Source organism: Bacillus sp. T-10(2022), assembly GCF_056502895.1.
In genome coordinates, this window is sequence record NZ_CP113518.1 from 4,449,893 (window position 1) to 4,469,966 (window position 20,074).

Here is a 20,074-nt window from a genome sequence, read left to right on the forward strand (position 1 = left end):
TTAAGCTAGCATGCTTGTCTGATATAAAGATTGCTTTTCCAATGGCTTCAATTATATTCCTCATGCTTTTAGGGAACTTCGTTACAACTTTAAACATACGTATTTTATTTTCTTTTCTTCTGTTAATTTTTGTCTATTAATACGATTCTTTCAGGTTTATTTACTATGAAAATGTAGGATAGAGCACCTATGAACAATACACTGGCAACAAAGATCAGGGCACCGCTAAAGGAATTTGTTTTGGCTAAAATAAAGCCAATGACAAGCGGCGTTACAATACCCGCGATATTCCCAATGGTATTAAAAATACCCCCAGTTAATCCAATAAGTTCTTTTGGAGCCATATCACCGACAAGAGACCATGTAAGACCTGCCAAACCTTTTGCGAAAAAGGCAATGGACATGATTAGGATAAGAAGAAAAATATTTGAAGTGAAGTTAGCTAAAACGATACTGCTGGATAAAAGAAACCCAGTGATAATCGGTGTTTTACGTGCAACAGCGAGCGATTTCCCCTTTTTCAATAATATGTCGGAAATGATCCCGCCAACGATACCTCCAAAAAATGCTCCTATATAAGGTACCGATGCAGCAAATCCTGTTTGAATTAGAGATAAACCCTTCTCCGTTACGAGATATGTAGGGAACCAAGTTAAGAAAAACCAAACAATTGTATTCAACGCATACTGACCAATATAAATTCCGACCATTTGTCTGTTTGTCAACAAAAGCCGGATATCAGACCAGTTCACTTTTCTTTTTTCTTCTTTATTTGCTAACCCTCCACCTGAATTAATATAATCGATTTCTGCTTGATTTACACGTGGATGGTTGTATGGTTCACGTACAAATGCAAACCATAATATTGCTACAAAGATACCTGCTCCTCCTGCAACAAAGAAAACATCGTGCCAGCCAAACTCTTGTAAAATCCATGCCATGACCGGTGTGAAAAGTGCTAATCCAAAATATTGTGCTGAGTTATAAATCGATACTGCTCGTCCACGTTCATGTTGTGGAAACCACATCGTTGTCAATCTGCTATTTCCTGGAAAAGATGGAGCTTCAGTAATACCAACCAAGAATCTTAAAATGAATAAACCAAGTAAGGTACTAATAAATCCTTGAAAAAAGGTAAATGTGGACCATAATAATAAAGCAACACCATAAACTTTACGTGCTCCAAATCTATCTAATAACCAACCTCCAGGAATGTTAAATGCAGTATATGCCCAGTTAAAGGCTGAAAAAGCAACACCTAATTTCACTGCATCGAAAGCAAGGTCTTCTTTCATTACTGGAGCAGCTATACCCAACGCAGAACGATCAATATAATTAATAACGGTCACGATAAATAACATTGCAAGTATGGTAAAACGCACATTGGTTTTTTTAGGATGTTCATTCTCATTGCGGATGCGTTGAGCAACGCTACTGTTCATTAAGCTTCCTCCTTTATCTCTTAATTTTTCAGAGAAATACGGTTTCTATTTAATACCTTTTTTTGTTATTGAATTGTGAATTTAATAAAGTAAGGGCTTACAATTAATTTTTTTTTGGCAACTACCATGAGTAGAATATTAATAATTTCATCTTTACTAGATTGAGATATTAATTTTACTCATGGTAATTACCCATTCATTTAATCCGAAGTTTATCTCACCATACATGGTTTTTTAGAGTTATATTTCCACTCTTTAATTAGACATTGCATAGAAGTTGAATCATCACGATCATGATAAGGCAGACTTCTATACAATTCATTTGCTTTCATAACTTTATCCATATTTATTTCCACACCTAAACCTGGTTTATCAGGTAGTTTAATTACTCCATCTATAATTTGTAATGGATCATCACATAATTCTTGGCCATCTTGCCAAATATAGTGCGTATCGATTGGTGAAATATTCCCTGGCGCAGCAGCTGCTACTTGTGTAAATGCTGCTAATGTAATATCAAAGTGATTATTGGAATGCGACCCCCATGTTAAGCCCCAATCGTTTAATACATGTGCCATACGGATACTACCATTCAATGTCCAGAAATGAGGGTCAGCTAACACAATATCGACCGCTCTAAGTGTTGCTGCATGATGAAATTGACGCCAATTTGTAGCAATCATATTTGTAGCAACAGGTAATCCGGTTGCAATCTTAAATTCAGCCATTATTTCACGGCTAGAGAATCCCGCTTCAGGACCACACGGATCTTCAATATATGCAAGTATATCTCCTTTACCTTTGCAAAGCATAATGGCTTCTTCCAATGACCATGCTCCATTTGGATCAAGATTAATTCTTGAATCAGGGAATGCTTCATGTAAAGCTTGAATCGCTTCCATTTCTTCTTCCCCTCGAAGTACTCCACCTTTTAATTTGAAACTCTTAAATCCATAACGAGCTTCAGCTGCTTTTGCTTGAGCTACAATTCCTTCAGCTGTTAACGTTTCAATTCGTCTAACACGATCCCAATCATCCTTAAATTGTGTTTCACGTAAATAATTAAGATCGAGTTTTTCCATATCTGCGATATAGAATAAATAGCCTAAGAAAGGAACTTCTGTACGTTGAATACCTCCATCGCCAAGCAATGCTGCAATTGGTTTATTAACAAATTTACCAAGCAAGTCCATCATCGCGCATTCAACAGCAGCCTCTGCTTGCACAACAAATTTTAAATTGGCTAAATTTAATCCTTGCAACCCTTCACCAGAGTCACCTTTTATACTCAAACCACCTTTACGTATGGCAGTAATACAACCTCTATAATCGGCAATCTCTTGTCCTACAACAAATGGACGATAACTTTCTATCATTCTAGTAATATCATCGCCGCCATGAATCTCACCGATACCTGTATTCCCCGTTTCATCTTCTAAAATAACAATATTACGAGTAAAATAAGGAGCATGACAGCCACTTAATGTGAGCAGGGCACTATCATACCCTGCTACTGGAATAACCTTCATATCTGTAATAATTGGCGATCCCTGCAATTTCATTATTTAACTTCCTTCCAGATTTATTAACTTCATAAGTTCTTTAATCATTAATTCGAAAGCGTTATCTATTGATCGCATTTACTTTATATTATTTTACAAACACCGTTTTAATGGATGTGAAAAACTCTTTTGCTGCTTCTCCTTGTTCCCTTGAGTGGGAGCTGGAGTTTTTCATGCCGCCAAACGGCGCCTGCAATTCAACGCCTGCGCTCTCGGCGTTAACCCTGATCAATCCCGCTTCCATATCGTTAACAAATGAAAGCAAATGTTTGATATTGGCTGTGAAAATCGAAGCACTAAGGCCGTATTCCACGCTGTTCGCAAGTTGCAGAGCCTCTTCAACTGAATCAGCTTTCAATAAAGCAATCACCGGACCAAAAATTTCTTCCTGTACAATTGTCATATCTGACGTGCAATTATCAAAAATCGTAGGCTCTACATAAAAGCCATTTGCCTGAGGGCCTTCTTCAGCACGCTTTCCGCCAATCAGAAGTGCAGCGCCTTCTTCCACTCCTTTTTCTATATAGGAAAGAACCGTATTCAATTGATTTTCGCTAGCACATGGTCCCATCCATGTCCCACTGTCCAATCCATCTCCGATGGAAATGCCTTTCGTTTCTTTCACCAACAGCTGTTTGAACTCTTCATAAACTTCAGCTGCAACGATGACACGGCTTGTCGCGGTACATTTTTGCCCCGTTGAACGGAAGGCACCTGTAATGACGGCTTCTACAGCCAGATTAAGATCCGCATCCGCTGCAACGATTACCGGGTTTTTCCCGCCCATTTCAAGCTGATATTTCGCTCCTCGTGCTAACGCCGCTTGTCCAATCCTTTTTCCAACGCCGTTCGAGCCGGTGAAGGTAATGCCGTTTACATCTTCATGATCGGCGATGCCCTGCCCGATGACACTGCCCGGCCCTGTGACCATATTGATTACACCCGCCGGTAAACCGGCTTCTTCAAAACACTCCATGATCTTTGCACAGGTGATGGCCGTCTCGGTGGCTGGCTTGACCACAATCGTATTCCCATATACTAGAGCAGGAGCCATCTTCCAGATTGGGATGGCGATCGGGAAATTCCAAGGTGTGATGACGCCGACTACACCAAGCGGGACGCGCGTCGTGAACATAAGCGCTGAACTGTCGGTGGATGGAATGACATCCCCCACCTTACGCATTCCTTCTCCTGCATAGTATTTCAGGATCGCAATACCGCGTGCCGTTTCCCCTTTTGTTTCAGCAAATGTCTTTCCCATTTCCCTTGTTGCACATTCTGCAATTTCATCAATCCGCTTTTCAAGAATTTGCGCTGCCTTATACAGATACTCCCCGCGCTCTGAACCAGCTAGTTTACGCCATTTATCTTTCGCCTTTTTCGCAGCTTCCACAGCCAGGTTCAAGTCATCCTTGGTAGATTTTTGTACATATCCGACGATTGCCTGTTTATCTGCCGGGTTTAAACTTTTTTCAACTTCATTTGAAATGGAAGCAACCCATTCACCGTTAATATAGTTAAGATACGTTTTTGTTTGAACTGTAGTTATCATATATAATCCCCACCCTTATTAAATTGATTGAATTGGTGTTTCTTTTGGAAAACGATTTAAAGCATTCTCTAATATCGTTTGCATCTCTGCATAATGTTCTTTTTCCACCGGTAGAATTGGTAATCTGACTGTTTGCCCAACCGGCATTCCCATAATCTCCATACCTGCTTTAATGAGAGAAACGGCATATCCTTTTCGCTGACGGCGAATGTTGTTGATTGGTATGATGACCTGCTGGTAAATTTCATTGACCGTTTCTTGATCTCCGCTCAAAATGCCATTATAGAATTTTCGTGAGATATGCGGGATGTAATTGGAAATCGCCGATGAATAGGAATCAAAGCCAAGTGGAACGTAGGCCGACATGGTAACTTCCGCAAGCGGCATTCCGTTCAGCCAGCCGAAACGTTTTCCGAAGGTTTGTGTAAGGAGTCCATTCAGCTCCATATTGCCCAGACCGTCTTTGACGCCGACCACCTGCGGGACCTCAGCAAGCGCTTCCAAAGTTGAAAGTGAAAATGCTACATTATCACGCTGATATACGATGGAATTTAAGTTTGTACTCTCTGCGATGGCTTTGAAATAAGCCGCCAGACCTGCCTGTTCTCCAGTAACGAGATATGGAGGTAATATTAAATAACCATCTGCCCCTTTATCCGCAGATATTCTGGCAAGTTCGAGGGAAGTTTGAATATTCCCGCCTACCCCTGTATATACAGGTACTTTTCCAGCGGTGACGGATACGGCTACCTCAACCATCGCTTCATATTCCTCTTTACTTAACGATGGATATTCCGCTGCTGCACATGCCACGAAAATTGCCTCTAGTCCCTCATCTAATAAAAATTGGATATTTTGGGCGAGTGCTTGTTCATCAAGCTTATTACTCGTTGTGAATGGTGCCACGGGAAATCCGAGAATTCCTTTAGGTGCCTTGCGAATCTTATTCATTTTTTATTCCCCCTTGTGTATTATTGTTTTATTGTAAGACAAATACACCGTCTGGTCAATCGTATTTTTTTTATTTTCTGAAAAATGAAGCAGGACTTCATCCCTCCATAATTTCGCTTCTAATATATACAAAAAAACACGATAATGAAGGAGCTAAAATGAAAAAACTTTTAAGAAAAAAAGCCATTGACAAACAATTTTATTTGTCTTACCATTGGACAAAACTAAATATTAAGAATTTTCACGAAGGAGGAAACAGTTAACATTGTAAGCGGTATCAAATAAAAAATATAATTAAATACGAAGAAGGAAGTGAGTATATGAACGCTGAAGAAAAAGTTTTTCAACCATCTCCTAAACTGCCAAGTGCCCAGAAAAAAACACGCACACGATGGTTCATTGTCTTTATGCTCTTTTTGGTTACAGCCCTGAATTATGCGGATCGTGCGACGCTATCCATTGCGGGGACGGACATGTCTGGTCAGCTTGGTCTCGATTCAGTCATGATGGGATATGTTTTCTCCGCTTTCGCTTGGTCTTATGTAGCTGGACAAATTCCAGGCGGATGGCTTTTAGACCGTTTTGGCTCGAAAAAAGTTTACTTTTGGAGTATCACGTTATGGTCTACCTTTACGCTTTTACAAGGGTTTCTCGGTTTTTTCGGTTCTGCGGGAACGGCTGTCATGGTATTGTTCGGACTGCGTTTTTTAGTTGGATTGGCAGAGGCCCCTTCCTTTCCGGCCAACAGCCGCATCGTTGCTACCTGGTTCCCAAGCCATGAACGCGGAACCGCGGCTGCCACTTTCAATTCCGCCCAGTATTTTGCAACCGTTCTCTTTGCACCGATCATGGGTTACATTACGTATAAATTCGGTTGGGAATACGTCTTCTTCTTTATGGGTGCTTTAGGAATCGTCGTTGCTTTCATCTGGCTGAAAACGATTTATGGCCCAAAGGAACATCCTCGCATCAACAAAGCTGAGCTTGAATATATCGAAGCGGGCGGCGCTTTGATCAATATGGATCAAACCAGTACAAATAAGGAGGAAAAGAAAGGCGTCAACTGGAATCATATTAAGCAGCTTTTATCAAACCGCATGCTGTTAGGTGTTTATCTCGGACAATATTGCATTACGACGTTAACGTACTTTTTCCTGACATGGTTTCCTGTGTACCTTGTACAAGAAAGGGGCATGACCATTCTTGAAGTTGGATTCGTCGCTTCCCTTCCGGCCATTTGTGGATTTTTTGGCGGCATTCTCGGAGGGACATTCTCGGATTTCTTGTTACGGAAGGGCTTCTCATTGACTGTCGCCCGAAAAGTTCCAATTGTTGTTGGGATGATTCTATCGATGAGCTTGGTGGCAGCAAACTATGTAGATACAGAATGGGTTGTCATTTTCGTTATGGCCCTTGCGTTTTTCGGTAAAGGATTTGGGGCACTCGGCTGGGCGGTAGTGGCCGATACCTCACCAAAAGAAATGTCCGGTGTCAGCGGGGGGCTTTTCAACACATTCGGTAACATTGCCGGCATTACAACACCGATCATCATCGGTTATATCATTGCCACGACAGGGTCGTTCAATGGGGCGCTAGTCTTCGTATGTGCTAATGCTCTTGTCGCTATTTTAAGTTATTTATTCCTGGTTGGTGAAATTAAACGTGTAGAGTTAAAGTCATAGTCAACTAAATATTCTGGTAGGGGGAAAAATCATGAACAATCAATTACTTAAGGATAATGTAAAAATCGGCACACCGGTAATTTCTGAAATGAGCGTCATTCCAGTTGCGGGCCATGACGGCATGCTGCTGAACTTGAGTGGTGCCCATGCTCCTTATTTCACCCGGAACATCGTCATTCTAAAAGACAATGCTGGTAATACAGGTGTAGGTGAAGTTCCTGGGGGCGAAAAAATCCGCCAAACACTCGAAGATGCCAAACAATTGGTTGTCGGCCAGTCCATTGGGACATACAACAACATTCTAAATACCATCCGCAAGCAGTTTGCGGACCGCGATGCTGGAGGGCGCGGCCTTCAGACTTTCGATCTTCGTATTGCCATTCATGCCGTAACAGCATTGGAAGCTGCACTTCTTGATTTAGTTGGCCAACATTTAGGTGTTCCAGTCGCAGCCCTTCTCGGCGAAGGACAGCAGCGTGATAAAGTGGAAATGCTGGGCTACTTATTTTATGTAGGTGACCGAAATAAAACAGATCTTGGTTATTTAAGCGAACCGGAAGCGGAAGATGACTGGCTTCGCCTCCGTCATGAGGAAGCGCTGACACCCGAATCGATTGTCCGCTTGGCAGAAGCCGCCCACTCTCGCTATGGATTCAATGATTTTAAATTGAAAGGCGGGGTTTTGCGCGGGGAAGAAGAAATCGAAGCGGTGACGGCACTTGCGGAACGCTTCCCTGAAGCCAGGATCACCCTTGACCCAAATGGCGGCTGGCTGCTTGAGGATGCGATTAAACTTTGCCGGGATCAGCATCATGTTTTGGCTTATGCGGAAGATCCATGCGGAGCGGAAAATGGCTTTTCCGCCCGGGAAATCATGACGGAATTCAGGCGCGCAACGGGCCTTCCAACCGCTACGAATATGATTGCAACGGACTGGAGGCAAATGGGGCACTCCATTCAACTTCAATCCGTGGACATTCCTCTTGCCGATCCGCATTTTTGGACGATGCAGGGCTCCGTCCGTGTCGCTCAAATGTGTAACGACTGGGGATTGACTTGGGGATCACACTCGAATAATCACTTTGACATTTCACTTGCCATGTTTACACACGTTGCTGCAGCCGCACCAGGAAAAATCACTGCGATCGATACCCACTGGATATGGCAGGATGGGCAGCGTTTGACGAAAGAACCTTTTAAAATTGTCGGCGGAATGGTCGATGTCCCTTCCAAACCCGGACTTGGAATTGAAGTGGATATGGAACAAATCGAGAAGGCACATCAGCTTTATAAACAAAAAGGACTTGGTGCCCGTGATGATTCAATGGCTATGCAATACCTGGTCTCCGGATGGAAGTTCAATCCAAAATCACCTTGCCTTGTTAGATGATTTTTTAAAGGAATGCATGCGTCACTCTCTTAAGAGCGGCGCATTTTACTTTTTTTGGACATAGGTCTACATGCAAATAAGTGTATTATATTATATAATTAGTCTTACAGTATGAATACATATAGGATTTAACAGAAAAGGGGTTACACAATGGAAGAATCGTCAAAGAAATTAGGCGTACAATCGGTACATCGCAACACTCTTTCACAACAAGTCGTGGATCAAATTGTGCATCTGCTCGTCAGCGGACAAATGAAAGCGGGCGACAAACTGCCTCCTGAAATGGAACTTATGAAAGAACTTGAAGTAAGCCGGCCTGTTTTACGTGAGGCGCTCAGTGCACTTGATACACTAGGGGTCATTACACGGAAAACGCGTGAAGGAACATTTTTTAACGATAAAATCGGTACACATCCATTCTCTGTCATGCTGGCGCTGGCTACGGATAATTTACCAGCGATCATTGAAGCGCGAATGGCATTGGAGTTGGGATTAGTAACAATGGCTGCCGAGAAGATCACAGACGAACAACTGGAAAAACTGCAAGTTACGATTGACACGATTGCCAATAGTGAAGACAACGATTATGGAGAGGCCGATAAAGAATTCCACAAGATCATTGCTTTAAGTGCGAACAATCCCATAATTGAAGGCATGATCGATTCCTTATTGATCACTCATAATAAAATAAATAGCCTGATTCAATTCAGAGAACGGGAACTGACTGTGAAGTATCATAAAGCCATCTATGCAGCACTTGCAGCACATGATCCACATGAAGCATTCAGCCAAATGTACAAGCACCTTGATTACGTTCGTCAGAAAGTCCTTCAATATTCTCACGCCAATTAATATATCGTTTGCGAGGTATCGCAGTAAACTAATGGATCACTCAATGATCCAATTTCATAGGGAAAGTGGATTTTTTCAGGGAACCTATTTTGCTTCCGAGATTTCAGAGTTCAACTTATCTTTTTAATCCAATTGATAGCATAATTATTTTTGAGAAAAACTGGATAGTAGTGGAACTATCCAGCCCCCACTAATCCACTTTCGATTGAAATGACAATGTCAGGACTACCGAATGAAGTTGAAACTTCCTCTAGCAAATTGTCTGGCTAACCAAATTCCCCATCCAATGAACCTGCCAATGCTTCACTCAAAAAAAATGCATCCCTGCTTACTGGCAGGAATGCATATATCAGTCACCAAGTACTTGACCATTCTCTATTTAATTTACGGCTTAATATGCACTCCAACCAGCATCTGCCGTGATGACAGTACCATTAACAAAACTGGAATCGTCTGAAGCAAGGAACAAAGCCACTTTAGCGATTTCCTCAGGTTTCCCATTGCGTGGATTGATCGCCATACCCAATTGTTGGCGAGAGAAGCCAAACTCATTGATATTCGTCATGCTGGAACCAATATTGGTTTCAACTCCGCCTGGTGCTATTGCATTGCAGCGAATCCCTTTATTGGCATACATGAAGCCCGTGTTTTTTGTGAACCCAACGACTGCGTGTTTAGAGGCAGTGTAAGCCGCACCAGCCCGAGCACCGTATAAACCGCCAGCTGAAGCAATATTGATGATAATCCCTTTTTGTTTTTCTAAAAAGATTGGCAACACCTTTCTAGTCGAACGCATGACGCTTGTCGTGTTAATGGCAAAAATCCGATCCCATCTAGAATCTTCAACGTCTCCAGCTGGTTCCATGCCGTCCATGATACCCGCGTTATTGACCAAAATATCCACCGTACCATACGTACTGACCGTGGTATCGATCATATGTTGAATATCTTCCTCCACCGCTACGTTCGTTTTAATGGCAAAGGCCATTCCGCCATTCGCTTTTATTTCTTCTACCGTTTCGTTCGCACCATCAAGATTTAAATCCGATACGACGACTTTAGCTCCTTCTCGAGCGTAATCTATAGCAATTTGTTTTCCCATGCCTGATGCTGCGCCTGTCACTACTGCAACTTTGTCTTGTAATTTCATTTGAACTCCCCCATTCATTCTAGTGAAGTGATACTTATTGCACAGATGTTCATTAACTAACTTCCTTTATAGTATAATTAGTTTCGGTAGGCTTATACAATCAGCAAATGATGACCTCGATGTTGAACAATGAACAGAAAGTGATCATTATGTTTATTAAAAGCACAATAACGAACAAAGGGTGAAGAAAATGACTGAAAATAACACTGGGATTGATAGAAGGATCAGGAAGTCTAAAATGGCTTTGAAAGAATCCCTCACATCATTAATGCAAAAAAAGGATTTCAGGGATATATCGATTACTGACATTGTAGAACTCGCCGACCTTAATCGGGGTACATTTTATAAACACTATCAGTATAAAGAGGAACTGCTTGAAGAGGTCATGGAGGATGTAATTGCCGATTTGATCATATCTTACCGGGAACCTTATAAGAACGTCGAAACTTTCACCATCAATGAACTAACGGCTTCAGTCATCAAAATATTTGAACATGTAGCTAACTATGCAAACATTTATACCCTCATCCTAAAGTCGAATGCATGGCCTACGTTACTGGAACGGATTTGTAATGAGTTAAAGAAACTTCCATTGGAGGACCTGGAAGATTACCGGCCGAACCCTAAGATCAATATAGAACTTGCCTCCAGCTACCAAGCATATGCGATATTAGGCATGATCATCGAATGGGTCAACACTGGCTTTAAATATAGCTCTGACTATATGGCTGAACAGTTGCTTGAAATCCTGAATAATAAATCGGTAAATTCCGTCTTTAAAATAAACCATTTAAAGCAGAAATAAGAGGGCTGCATCGGCAACCCTCCTATCGCATTAAAGCGCCTGTCCTTTGGAAAGGAACCTTGTTACGGCAGCCAAGAAAGCTGGTAAATTATCTTCATGGACAAAGTGTCCGGCATCCTCTATCGTCACCAATTCGCAATTCGGGATAAGCTCGGAAACCTCCTGCAATTTGTTTTGGGGAATATGGCTAGCCCCGCCCCCTATAACAAGCGTCGGCATCATAATTTCGGTAAGGCGCGCCCACCATTTGGGATCGGGTTCATTAAGCTGCTGTAGAATCGAAGGCACTACCTGCCAATCAAACGGCAGAGGAACAGAAGGTTTGGAAGGAACCTCCATTGGCTTATCCGAAAAAGGAGGAGGCGTGTCTTCGACAATCAATCTATCTATCCTCGAAGGAAAAGTTTGCGAGAATAAATAGGAAACTGTTCCCCCCATGGAATGCCCCATTAGCGAAAACCTTCCCAAATCAAGCGCATCCGCAAAATGAAGCAAATCATCGCACATCAATTCAAAAGTATATGTATTAGTTCTCGCACTCCCACCGTGGCCCCGTAGATCTAAAGCTAAAACACGATAATTTTCTCCTAATGCGGCAGCCGCTCGATCCCATGAATCCGAACTTTTTCCCAGCGCGTGAAGAACAACAAGCGGCGGTGCAGAAACATCCCCGCTCTCCCGGTATTGAAACGTGAGTCCATTCAATTCAATTTGATTAACCCGTATTTCCATCTCCGCTCAACTCCCAGCATCGGATACATCATTTTGAACCCGGTCTATTTTAAAAAAACCTCCTAAAATACTATGTTCACTATAATTAAATTATACTTTTTATGCCTTCACCCATTTATTCGTCCTGCATCTAATAATTTAAGCCTTCACACCTTTTATTCCTGCCTTCATCCGTATTTATTCGGCATTCACAACATTCATTCATCCTTTGGCCTAGCGGAGTTGGCGGCAGAGAAGTAATCAATGACAAATAACCGAAATTGCTTGGCTACTGGGGTGAAGTAGCGTTTTTCTGACCAGCCGAGCCCTATTGTTCTTTGACAAGCAGGTTCTGTTATTCGGATTTTATGGGATAATGATCCGGTTTGATGAAGCCATGTCAATTCGGATACGAAGGCGACCCCCAACCCTTTCCTGACAAGGTCCGAGATGACAGCTGGTTCATCTCCTTCGAAGGCGATGTGCTGGACGAATCCCGCTTCGAGGCAAAATTGGTCGGTTAGGCTGCGGAACCCGAAGCCTGTATTCATACTGATGAATGGTTCATCTTTCACTTCTTGGAGTGTAATGCTTTCCCTGCCTGCCAGCCGATGATTGGGAGGCACGATCAAGTATATTTCTTCGGTGATCAGCGGTTCCCACTTTAAGTCCGGGCCTTCGATCGGAACGGATGATATGCAATAATCGATTTCTCCTTCAATTAAAAGCTGCTTCATGGATGATATGGATTTTAGGAATTGTTGAAAACGGACATCCGGGTATTGAGATAAAAATGTACCCAATAAATCAGGCAGGACCCTGGGAATGGTAACGGCCAAAGTGATGTTCTTTTGGTCTTGATCTGCTAATTCCACTATTTCGCGCCTTCCTTCATTCAGTTCCGCAAAAGCGCGTTCGACCCGGTTCAAGAATATTCGGCCGGCTGCATTGAGCTTGATTTTCCGGTGTTCCCTATCGAACAGTGCGACACCCAAATCCTCTTCAAGCCGGGATATGGTTTTACTGAGGGATGGCTGAGCTATTTGAAGTTGTTCCGCAGCCTTCGTCATATGTTCCAGTCGTGCTACGGTTTGAAAGTACTGCAGCTGTAATATTTCCATATTCCCACTCTTTTCACATAGATTTAAATCTATTATTACATAATCAATTATGTATTATACAGTATCTAAAAAAGCCATTATCATGAAATAATCTCTTAGTTAGAAAGGGCAGGCTCAATAATGAATGGTTTACAACTTGTATTTCAAGATATAAAAGCAATGTGGAAACATAAACACGGGAGAATCGCCTTGATTTTCCTTTTGGTCGTTCCATTGATTTACTCTGGTTTCTTCTTGGCTGGATATTGGAATCCTTATGGAAAGTTGGATCAGCTCCCTGTAGCAGTGGTCAATCTCGATAAGGGTTCGGAAATGGATGATAAACCAGTCCAAGCTGGAGATGATTTCGTTAAACAATTGAAGAAGCAAAAAGAATTGGACTTTCACTTTGTCACGGCAAAGGAGGCTAATACAGGCCTTGAAGAAGGTACCTATTATATGGTTGTCACGATCCCGGAGGATTTTTCGGAAAATGTCACGACTTTAATGGATGAAAAACCGGAAAGAGCTAAACTTTTGTATACTGTTAATCCAGGTAAAAACTTCGTTGCCTCACAGATCAGCTCAACTGCTGTTGAAAAGATGACTGCAAAAATCAACGCAAGCATTACAAAAGTCTATTCTGAAGGCATCCTTTCAAAATTCCAGGAGGTTTCTAAAGGCTTGGCGGATGCCGGGGATGGAGCGGAAGAGCTTCATCAAGGAACGGCGGAAGCAAAAGGCGGCAGTGAGAAATTGGATGATGGCATTCAGGATTTGAATGATGGCGCCCAGAAACTGCAAACAGGAAGCGCCAAGCTCTTGGATGGACAAGAAACCTTAGCAGATGGTGCGAAAGGATTAACATCAGGTTCCCAGAACTTGTATTCCGGCATGAAGCAGCTATCGGATGGACATCACTCATTGGAAAATGGGATGAATGAAGTAAGTCAGGGTATTGAGGACTGGTCAGCCGGAAATGCAAAATTGACGCAAGGGCAAGAACAGGCTGCCGATACAGTGAATACCCTTAAGAAACAATTGGATGCCTATATGAAAAGTCATCCTGATGCAGTAAAGGATCAAGACTTCAAGCAAATCATTGCCCTATCAGAAGGTTTATCCAAAACAGCTGCCACTTTAAATGCCGGTCAAAGGCAATTGGGCGAAGGTGCTGAAAAAGTGGCTGATGGACAAGAGACCCTTCAATCCGGGATGAATGCCTTTGGTGATAGAATGGCACAAGCTACCTCAGGTGCTAAGCAATTAAACGAGGGATATGAAGAATTCGCGAATGGTTTCTCTAAATGGACAAATGGTTTTTCCACTTTAAATGCTGGAATCGTTTCGCTAGCTGGCGGAAGCAGCCAGCTAGCTAGTGGATCGACGGAACTACAAGACGGACTGGCTTCGCTGGAAGCGGGCTCAAGCAAGTTATCCTCCAAGCTTAATGAAGCTGCCGATAAAACGGCTAGTCTTCAGTACGACGATTCGACCACTTCAATGTTCTCTGAACCCGTGCAATTGGTCCAATCCAATTTATCTGAAGTTCCTAACTATGGAACCGGAATTGCCCCTTATTTTCTGTCATTGGCTTTTTATGTAGGCGGCATCATGGCTTCCAATATCTTGCCGCTTGGCCGCAGGCAGAATCTTAAGGTAACCGGAACCGTTCATTTCACGAATAAATTAATGCTGGTATATGTAATCGGCTTGATTCAGGCACTTCTAGTGGATGCAGTGGTCCTGCTTGGATTCCATTTACATGTAGCAAGTGTCCCTGTATTCATTCTATCTAGCATCATCGTTTCATTTACCTTCATGACGTTCATTCTTATGCTGGTGACCGTATTCGGAGTGGTCGGAAAATTCGCAGCCGTGACCCTTCTCGTGTTCCAATTGGCTACGTGCGGCGGAACATTCCCAGGCGAACTGGGCATGTCATTATTGACGAAAATCGGTCAATTTTTACCTATGGCCCACTCACTAAAGGAACTTCAAGAGGTCATCTCCTTAGGCGGCTGGGAAAACTTGCAGGCGCAGATTTGGATTTTACTTGCCTATCTCGTTTCTGCGGCGATCATTTGCTGGATAGCCAGTCATATCCAGCAAGCAAAAGTAACTTCAGAGGAAGTGACATCTTGATGTAAAAAAAGCGCAGTGCAAATGGCACTGCGCTTTTTTGTATACAAGTGAAATCAACAGGTAAAACATACTGATTGATTCGTGGGTGGAATTAAATCGGTGGTAGGTCGAATTAATTCTTGCGTAGGTCGAATGATTCCATCGTGGGTCGAATTAAATCGGTGGTAGGTCGAATGATTCCGCTATAGCCTAAATTAATTCCGCTGTAAATCAAACTAGATGGCTGAAGTTATAAAAAAAAGCCCTATGCTTCCTGACGATTCAGGTGGCATAGGGCTTTTTATTGTTTCATTTAAGCGGTTTGATCTTTTTTCATAGCTGGTTTTTCTTCAGCTGGCCATGCGCGCTTAATGAATAATGCCAGAATCAGCGCCACACCGGCAATGAAGGTAGATACAAAGAAGGAGAAGTTAATTCCATCCAGCATTGCCTGCATCCCGATTTGGGCTTTCATTTGGCCCATCATCTCAGCTGTGGGCTGGCTTGTTAATTTGCTCATCGCTTTCGTCATTAAATCTTCGGCAGTAGAAGCTGCACGGTTAGACATGACCGTAACGAGCAATGCCGTACCGATCGCACCGGAAATTTGGTTCAGTGTGTTATTCATCGCTGTACCGTGCGGGTTCATGCGGGCTGGCAGCGAGTTCAAACCATTTGTCATGATCGGCATCATGGACATTGACATCCCGAAGGAACGAACGGAAAACAGGATTACAATTTCTGTATACGTAGTTTCCATTGATAATTTACTTAGCAAATACGTAGTTACCACGGTGATAAGCAAACCGATTGAAGCAAGGATGCGGGCACCGAACTTATCGAAAAGCTTACCGGTAACCGGTGACATGAGGGCCATTAATAACGCACCTGGAAGCATCAGTAATCCAGAATCGAATGGTGAAATGCCACGTACTGTTTGTGTGTACATCGGAATTAAGATCATCCCCGAGAACATCGCCATGTTCAGTACGATTGAGATCGTTGCGGATAAAGCGAACATCGGGTGCTTGAAGATCTTGAACTCAAGCATTGGTGTTTCCATTTCAAGCTGGCGTGTTATGAAAAGGATCAGGGAGATGGCACCGACAATCAGTGTTCCGTATACCTCAAGGCTATCCCAACCCTTGCTGCCTGCCGAACTGAATCCGTAAAGCAAACCGCCGAAGCCTAAGCTTGAAAGGATGACCGATATTTTATCAATTGAGATATCGACTTTTTCCTTGTGGTCTTTAAGTTTAAAGAAGCCGAAAATAAGCACTAGTAAAGCTAGCGGAGTAATGAAATGGAATAGCATTCTCCAATCATAATGTTCAATGATCCAGCCTGAAAGCGTCGGCCCTATTGCAGGGGCAAACATCATGACCAAACCGAATAGTCCCATTGCCGAGCCACGTTTTTCAACAGGGAAAGAAGTTAAAAGTACGTTCATTAATAATGGCATCATGATTGCCGAACCGGCAGCCTGAACCATACGTGCGCTCAATAATAGCGGGAATACATGCGCTACACCTGCCACGATTGTCCCGATTGAGAATAGGAGCATGGCTGTCAGGAACAGATTACGTACCGAATATTTTCTTATTAAGAAGGCAGTTGTCGGAATCATGATTCCGTTCACGAGCATGTAGCCAGTTGTCAGCCATTGAACTGTGGAAGTCTCTATTCCCAGGTCTATTTGAATTGATGGCAGTGCAATATTTAAAAGGGTTGAATTCAGTATCGATATGAACGCCCCGACCATCAGTATGGCCAAAATGCCATACGAACCCTTTTTCTCATTTATTTGTGCAGTACTCACTTTTTATCTATTCCTCCATTCAAACTATTGGTTCATTTAATTAGACGAGCGGTATATTCCAATCTCACAAAATCAATAATATACCCCTAGTTCATTTTTTGCAATAAAAATTTACTGGTTTAAATAAGGGTTTGTGCTGCCATGAAAAATAGAGTACGATTAAATTTATACAAGCAGTATAATGAAAATTAGGTGATATGATGAATAATCGAAGGCAGAATGTCATCGATACGGCTCATAAGCTGTTTATTGACAAAGGCTACCAAGCCACGTCCATCCAGGACATTCTAGACGGCAGCGGTATATCAAAAGGTACATTTTATAATTATTTCCCTTCGAAGGGTGAATTATTTATAGCCATTTTCCGTTCCGTTTATACAAAGATTCGCCATGAACGGGAAAAACTGTTGATTGGTCAAGATTCCGCCGATATTGAAATTTTCATCCGGCAGCTCGAACTGCAATTGATGGTGAACAAGCAAAGCAAATTGCTTATACTGATCGAAGAAGTCCGTGTTTCCAACGATGAAGAATTAAAACAATTCATCAATAAGACGCTATTGTTGAGCTTACGTTGGATGTTTAACCGTTTTATCGATATCTTCGGGGAAAGTAAAAAACCCTATCTTTTAGATAGCGTCATTATCTTTCATTCGATGATGACCCACATGAGCCATTTTAGTTACCGTGCTAATCCCGCTGGTATACCGGACATACAAATTATCCGCTTTTGCATGAACCGTATTGTCCATTTAGTCAATGAAGTGGCTGAAAGCGGCGAACAGATCATTGATCCGGAATTAATGGATACGTGGTTTCCAAAATTCACAAACCAGCTTGATGCTTGCCATAATGATTTGCTTCATTCCACCACGGAATTGAAAAAAGCGATAAACAAAGCTATTCCTTGCGATGAAGATCGAAGAAGAGCCATTGAATTGGTCGATTTCATCCAAGATGAGCTGATGCAGTCAGACAAACCGCGAGAATTCTTGATAGAAAGTCTACTGGCCACTTTGAAAACTGGATATGCTTCACAGATCCAAGCATACATGGAGTCTTTTGAAGAAAGCATCACCTCTTGTTTGAGCCGATGAAGATGGAGACACACGCACCTACCGAAAATGGCAGGTGTTTTTTTTATGGCTTCTTGAATTGCCCCTGATTTTATAAAAGAGTTGGTTTTATAAATGGGACCTAAGGAAACACTATCCTTATCATAATAAAGGGAGGTCTATCTACTTGAGTGTGAAAGAGAAAGCTTTATCCATACTGGCTCTCGGCGGAGTGAATGAAATCGGTAAAAACATGTATGTGGTTCAATATTCTAACGATATCGTCATTATTGACTGTGGTGCCAAGTTTCCTGATGAGAGTTTATTAGGAGTCGATTTGATCATTCCTGATATCTCCTTTCTTCAGGAGAATAAGGAGAAGATCCACGCTTTGATTGTGACTCATGGTCATGAAGATCATATTGGCGGTATCCCCTATTTCTTAAAAAAATTGAATGTACCCATTTATGCCACACGATTAACACTTGGTTTGATTGAATTGAAATTAAAAGAACATAACCTTTTGGGTGATACGAAGTTAATCCAGATCGACTCTGATTCAAGATTGGAATTCGGGGAGATGGTTCTCGACTTTTTCAAAACGAATCATAGTATACCCGATTGCCTAGGGGTTACCATGCGTACGCCAGAAGGCACGGTCGTTCATACAGGGGACTTTAAGTTTGACTTGACTCCCATGAATGATCAGTATCCCGATATTCATAAAATGGCCAAGATCGGGAGTGAAGGTGTTTTGGTTTTATTATCGGAAAGCACGAACGCTGAACGTCCCGGGTCCAGCCCCTCGGAGCATCTCGTTGGCAGCCATATCGAAGAGGCCTTCATGCAGGCAAAACAGAAAGTCATTCTTTCGACCTTCGCTTCAAATGTCAATCGCGTTCAACAAGTCGTGAACGCTGCACAGAAGACAAACCGGAAACTTGCCCTAATAGGACGTAGCATGGTGAACGTCGTATCCGTTGCCATTGAACGAGGCTACCTCGAGGTACCTGATGGGATGCTTATCCAACCACATGAAGTCGATAATTATGCTCCTGAAAGGGTCGCGGTTTTATGTACAGGAAGTCAAGGAGAGCCGTTTGCTGCCCTTTCCCGCCTTTCCAGTTCAAATTATCGGGATATGAGTATATTGCCTGATGATACAGTGATTCTTGCCTCCACTCCAATACCCGGAAATGAACGGGATGTTTCACGAATCATCGACAACCTGTTTCAACTTGGTGCCAAAGTCATTTACGGTTCTGGGACTGTAACAGGCATGCATGTATCCGGACATGCCTATCAGGAAGAGTTGAAGCTCATGCTTACCCTGATGAAACCTAAGTATTTCATTCCCATTCATGGTGAATATCGGATGTTGCACCAGCATCGATTACTAGCTGAGTCTGTCGGGGTAGAGAAGGGCAATACTTTCATTATCAGTAATGGCGATGTGGTGGATATTGAAAACTCCGTTGCCCGTCAAACGAGAAAGGTGGCTGCCGGCAATACCTTTGTTGACGGTGTCGGCGTTGGTGATGTGGGAGAAATCGTTCTGCGTGACCGTAAGCAGCTTTCCGAAGATGGCATGCTCGTAATTGTCATAACACTAAGCAAGACGGAACGAAAAATAGTATCAGGACCCGATACCATTTCCCGTGGATTTGTATATGTTCAAAATTCCGAGGACCTCCTTAAACATGTGAATCGTCTTGTCACGAAAACGGTCAACGACTTACAAAGTGAAAAAATATACCGTTGGAACATCATCAAACAAACCATAAAGAAGGAATTGGGGCACTATCTCTTTACTCAAACTAAGAAAAAACCAATGATCCTTCCGATCATCATTGAAATTTAGCACCAAATCAAATGCACA

15 protein-coding genes are annotated in these 20,074 nt (G+C 42.5%); 7 read left to right on the top strand and 8 right to left on the bottom strand.

Annotation, left to right across the window (positions count from 1 at the left end; all coding sequences use genetic code 11):
• Window positions 1-122: 122 nt before the first annotated feature.
• From OSJ91_RS21780 to kdgD, 4 genes are all read right to left on the bottom strand, one after another.
• The gene (locus OSJ91_RS21780; RefSeq protein WP_350299928.1) at window positions 123-1,442 is read right to left on the bottom strand and encodes an MFS transporter; all 1,320 of its coding nucleotides are present in this window, start codon (window positions 1,440-1,442) and stop codon (window positions 123-125) included.
• Window positions 1,443-1,654: 212 nt separating this feature from the next.
• Window positions 1,655-3,004, bottom strand: a complete 1,350-nt coding sequence (locus tag OSJ91_RS21785; RefSeq protein ID WP_413019462.1) for a glucarate dehydratase family protein — start codon at window positions 3,002-3,004, stop codon at window positions 1,655-1,657.
• 88 nt (window positions 3,005-3,092) lie between these two features.
• Complete coding sequence (gene gucD, locus OSJ91_RS21790; RefSeq protein WP_485890401.1) at window positions 3,093-4,556, bottom strand: alpha-ketoglutaric semialdehyde dehydrogenase GucD; 1,464 nt, start codon at window positions 4,554-4,556, stop codon at window positions 3,093-3,095.
• An 18-nt stretch (window positions 4,557-4,574) separates the two neighbouring features.
• On the bottom strand, window positions 4,575-5,507 hold the full coding sequence (gene kdgD, locus OSJ91_RS21795) for a 5-dehydro-4-deoxyglucarate dehydratase (protein WP_485890402.1): 933 nt from the start codon (window positions 5,505-5,507) through the stop codon (window positions 4,575-4,577).
• Between the two features lie 320 nt (window positions 5,508-5,827).
• Here kdgD and OSJ91_RS21800 point away from each other — a divergent pair, with 320 nt between their 5' ends.
• The 3 genes from OSJ91_RS21800 to OSJ91_RS21810 all read left to right on the top strand — a co-directional run bounded on the left by OSJ91_RS21800 (window position 5,828) and on the right by OSJ91_RS21810 (window position 9,431).
• Window positions 5,828-7,189 (top strand): MFS transporter, encoded by a 1,362-nt coding sequence (locus tag OSJ91_RS21800; RefSeq protein WP_350299932.1) that lies wholly within the window; start codon window positions 5,828-5,830, stop codon window positions 7,187-7,189.
• Between the two features lie 31 nt (window positions 7,190-7,220).
• Window positions 7,221-8,579 carry a glucarate dehydratase gene (gene gudD, locus OSJ91_RS21805; RefSeq protein ID WP_350299933.1) on the top strand — a complete coding sequence of 453 codons (1,359 nt, stop codon included), beginning with the start codon at window positions 7,221-7,223 and terminating at the stop codon, window positions 8,577-8,579.
• A gap of 150 nt (window positions 8,580-8,729) precedes the next feature.
• Window positions 8,730-9,431, top strand: a complete 702-nt coding sequence (locus tag OSJ91_RS21810) for a FadR/GntR family transcriptional regulator (protein ID WP_063232459.1) — start codon at window positions 8,730-8,732, stop codon at window positions 9,429-9,431.
• 391 nt (window positions 9,432-9,822) lie between these two features.
• On the opposite strand, the gene OSJ91_RS21815 is transcribed toward OSJ91_RS21810, so the two are convergent.
• On the bottom strand, window positions 9,823-10,581 hold the full coding sequence (locus OSJ91_RS21815; protein ID WP_350299934.1) for an SDR family oxidoreductase: 759 nt from the start codon (window positions 10,579-10,581) through the stop codon (window positions 9,823-9,825).
• Between the two features lie 190 nt (window positions 10,582-10,771).
• On the opposite strand from OSJ91_RS21815, the gene OSJ91_RS21820 reads away from it, so the two are divergent.
• A complete protein-coding gene (locus OSJ91_RS21820; RefSeq protein ID WP_485890403.1) occupies window positions 10,772-11,386 on the top strand; it encodes a TetR/AcrR family transcriptional regulator in 615 nt (204 codons plus the stop codon).
• A gap of 30 nt (window positions 11,387-11,416) precedes the next feature.
• Here OSJ91_RS21820 and OSJ91_RS21825 read toward each other — a convergent pair whose 3' ends face one another.
• Window positions 11,417-12,118: an alpha/beta fold hydrolase gene (locus tag OSJ91_RS21825; RefSeq protein WP_485890404.1), complete on the bottom strand. Its 702-nt coding sequence runs from the start codon at window positions 12,116-12,118 to the stop codon at window positions 11,417-11,419.
• Window positions 12,119-12,315: 197 nt separating this feature from the next.
• A complete protein-coding gene (locus OSJ91_RS21830; RefSeq protein WP_485890405.1) occupies window positions 12,316-13,218 on the bottom strand; it encodes a LysR family transcriptional regulator in 903 nt (300 codons plus the stop codon).
• Window positions 13,219-13,338: 120 nt separating this feature from the next.
• On the opposite strand from OSJ91_RS21830, the gene OSJ91_RS21835 reads away from it, so the two are divergent.
• The gene (locus OSJ91_RS21835) at window positions 13,339-15,342 is read left to right on the top strand and encodes a YhgE/Pip family protein (RefSeq protein ID WP_485890406.1); all 2,004 of its coding nucleotides are present in this window, start codon (window positions 13,339-13,341) and stop codon (window positions 15,340-15,342) included.
• 292 nt (window positions 15,343-15,634) lie between these two features.
• Here OSJ91_RS21835 and OSJ91_RS21840 read toward each other — a convergent pair whose 3' ends face one another.
• On the bottom strand, window positions 15,635-17,083 hold the full coding sequence (locus tag OSJ91_RS21840) for a DHA2 family efflux MFS transporter permease subunit (protein ID WP_485891931.1): 1,449 nt from the start codon (window positions 17,081-17,083) through the stop codon (window positions 15,635-15,637).
• Between the two features lie 254 nt (window positions 17,084-17,337).
• Here OSJ91_RS21840 and OSJ91_RS21845 point away from each other — a divergent pair, with 254 nt between their 5' ends.
• Window positions 17,338-18,237 (top strand): TetR/AcrR family transcriptional regulator, encoded by a 900-nt coding sequence (locus OSJ91_RS21845; protein ID WP_485890407.1) that lies wholly within the window; start codon window positions 17,338-17,340, stop codon window positions 18,235-18,237.
• A gap of 145 nt (window positions 18,238-18,382) precedes the next feature.
• A complete protein-coding gene (locus OSJ91_RS21850) occupies window positions 18,383-20,056 on the top strand; it encodes a ribonuclease J (RefSeq protein ID WP_485890408.1) in 1,674 nt (557 codons plus the stop codon).
• Window positions 20,057-20,074 lie beyond the last annotated feature (18 nt).